At 45.3% G+C, this 3,419-nt stretch carries 3 protein-coding genes; 1 reads left to right on the forward strand and 2 read right to left on the reverse strand.

Going from position 1 to position 3,419, the window contains the following annotated elements; genetic code table 11:
- Positions 1–409 (reverse strand): hypothetical protein (locus A3750_RS12330; RefSeq protein WP_156498555.1); only part of this gene is annotated, 409 nt, incomplete at its 3' end.
- 65 nt (positions 410–474) lie between these two features.
- Here A3750_RS12330 and A3750_RS12335 point away from each other — a divergent pair.
- Entirely contained in the window at positions 475–1,725 is a 1,251-nt protein-coding gene (locus tag A3750_RS12335; protein WP_156498556.1) for a hypothetical protein, read from the forward strand.
- A 127-nt stretch (positions 1,726–1,852) separates the two neighbouring features.
- Here A3750_RS12335 and A3750_RS12340 read toward each other — a convergent pair.
- On the reverse strand, positions 1,853–3,419 hold a 1,567-nt coding region (locus A3750_RS12340), incomplete at its 5' end, for a hypothetical protein (RefSeq protein ID WP_231871810.1).

Raw genomic sequence — 3,419 nt, forward strand, 5'->3', positions numbered from 1 at the left:
CGCTTCCTTCTCTACCCGGTAAGAAGCGGGTGGTGAATGGATTAGGCGGGGCAGGAGACCACAGGCTCTTGATAATGTTTTGTACCTGAATGATTTTGTCCTTATCCAGATCATTGCATCGTCCAGATGCCTCGCATTTGCTTAACTCATCAGGCTCCGCTATGAGGGCTACTTTCTCTTGATATAGGGTGCTTCCATCGCCGTTCAGATCCATCGCGGCATCGCTCACATCAACGACATCGAGCAACCAAAGAAATAGCTTTTTTGGGTTTACGACTTGCTGCTCGGATTTTGTCTCGCAAAATATACTGGAGTTTGTTTTCAGAATGCTATTGGCGTAATCGACCTCATTCGCTTGAGCGCTCGAAATCGTCGTTAAGCAGAAAACGAGAGGGAGGATACCTCTCATCGTTGAGCGCATAGTTGAACGCAAAGTTGAGCTTATAGTTGAGATAGGTTTTAGCATAATTTTTATTGGGCGATAGCGCGCTCGCCCACACCTACTCGATGGTACAACATCATTGGTTATTTAGAATCGTCCTGTTGCTCTATGGCCGCTTGGTAGACGTGCACGTCCCGCTGAGGGAAGGGGATGGAAGCACCCTATATCAAGAGAAAGTAGCCCTCATAGCGGAGCCTGATGAGTTAAGCAAATGCGAGGCATCTGGACGATGCAATGATCTGGATAAGGACAAAATCATTCAGGTACAAAACATTATCAAGAGCCTGTGGTCTCCTGCCCCGCCTAATCCATTCACCACCCGCTTCTTACCGGGTAGAGAAGGAAGCGGCTCATCCATTAATGTGCGCACGTTCTTATCAAATGACTCGGGCATCCAATCCGTCTGCCCGCCAATCGAGCCGAACGCTGAATCGCTCTCAGATTCAAATAAGAAAGACACTTCATCAAAGGCCTCAGAGAGTTGGTCAGAACGACTCATTCTCCGAGAACGTCCAGAAGACATAATCAAACCTTTTAAAGAAGGTGCTCCGGCCAACTTCTCTTATGAGCTGAATGAATTAACCAACACGAAAGACCTTGAAGTAGATCTCGTTGCAGCATTATTAATCAGTGAAAACTTTGAGGAGCAGCATTCAAGCCAATATTTTGCATACTTTCAGTCAGATACAGATATTCAAAAAGTGAAAGGGGTTAACTCGAGTTCGAGCAGGAGGGCCTTATCGCTTGGAGCAATCGCAGAATACCGGCTTGGCAGCTATGACAGCTATTTTTCAAACCACCTTATAACCATAAACCCCAGCTATACGTCCGATGCTATACAAGATAGCGACAGTCTCAATTTCATCGGCACGTGGACACCCATACCCGACCTTGGTGAGAACAACTTCTTCCTGAATATGGTGCCTATAGGCCCCTATCTTGACTTAAAAGTAAATTGGGACCTTCGGCTTGAAGGGGGCTCAATACTAAACCAAGGCAAACAGGCGTCAATCGAGAAAGACTATGCCGACTACGGCTACAACATCAACGTGATTATGAATGGTGCAAAAAACTCCATACTTGCGAAGTTTCAGTGGGATAGTAGCTACAAAAAACTCTATTCATTGCTTTCAGGGCAGCGAAGCAAAGAATATCTCTCCAGCAAGCTACGCTATCTCATCAATACAAATCTCAGCCTTGGTGTTGGGTATGAAAAAGGACAAAAAGGCGTACAGTTTAACGAGGTAGATAAATGGAATATCAACTTTGGCGCGAAATTTTAGCCTTAAAAAGATATACAGCATACGGCCGATCATTGCTTGTTAACGAACGCTCCCTGAGGTTCTCGCCTGCTTTCTCTTTCCCTTCCCATGTCTTTGATGCCATCTTCCTTATTCAATTAAAGACGCGCTAATCAAAGCCTTTGGAAAAAGTATATTCAAGCTTTACGTACAGCTCTCGATTAGTGAGATATCGTTTATCATCCACATCGCTATCCAGCTCGTCCTCAAACTTAAAACCTGAAAGAATCCGTAGCGCACTGCTGGGCTGATAAATCGCCGTGTACTCGACGCTATTGCTTGTTTCTTTAGCCGTCTCGCTACCTAGCCAGATAGCCAAGTTTCGCTCAGTAATATCGTACAGCCACAAGAGGCGGTGACTAAATATTTTGCTACTTCGATAGGTCACACCTAGGGTATAAAATTCCTCTTTATAGAGCTGACCTTCCTCAACATCAAAAATGCGATGCGTTGCTTTAGCATCTATTTCAATATGCCCTAACTGGTAGCGAACACGAGGTTTAAACTCACGTAGATCCCCCAATCTCAAATTATCCGAGTCGGCCTGCTCGCCGTATTTCCCGTCAAAGTTAAAGGTCCACTGGCTCCAAGGCGAAATCTCGTAGTACCAAAGCCAATAATGCTCATCAAAAAGCGGCGCATTATCGCCCAGCTCCAACGAGTTTTGATTGATTCGATTAACAGCGCGCGACTTCCACGTCGGACCAAACCGAAAAACAGTCTGCTTCCATCCTCGAAATTCACCATAGAGAGCGTAAGCCGTTTCAATGTCTTCGTTGGCTTGCGACCGCGTTTCGGTAAATACCCCATACGCTCTAATACGAGACTCACCATCATCATTGGGTACACGAAGATACCACTTCTGGCCATAAGCCAAATTCACACTTCGATAATCCACCTGCTTCTGAAACCCTAAGTCGCCACGAAAATCACGGTGCACGTCATAATAATTGAGCCAATACAAACCGTTTGGCCCGTCGTGCTTGTAATTGAACCTAAATGCATGCCCCGTCAATTTCCGTTCATAATCGGCGCGCTGTACATAGGCATTCGTTCCGCAATTTCCTAGAGGACAAAAATCCGGGATCGGATCTCGAGTGCAATCACCAGACTCACATAAGTCATCCGCAAACGCTTCATTATACTGAGTATCTGAATACATCAACTGAAATCTCAGCTTATCGTCGATACTTAAATCCCACAGGCCATCTACACCGCCAACATAATTATGGTAGTTGTCTTGGCCCTGCCTCAAAGTGCCTAAAACACCAAGTGATTTCTTCCCAAAAGACTGCTCATAACGAAACGCCGAGGCATTACTCTCTATGGCTACATTCATGGTATCTGAGCCAAGATTATCGGGCATGACAAATTCAGTCTCTGCGTCTTCTACATAAAACAATCCTGTCGTGCTGTTTCGTGTGTTCTGTATATAGTTAGCGCCCCACTCCGGAAACCGAATATTACGTGTATACACCATTGGCAACAGAGTATTGTAGACAGGTGAGCCAGACTGAAAGAAGCTTCGTTTTTCAGGTTTGAAGGGATTAAAGGGATTGTTAATACTATCTCTGGCAATATCTGACTCGACCTCTGTAAAGTTCGGGTTAACCGTCAAGCCCAAGGTTTTATTGGTGCCAAAACGCACCTTTGCATCCACGCCAAACTCATTAATG

The organism is Oleiphilus sp. HI0079 (assembly GCF_001635105.1).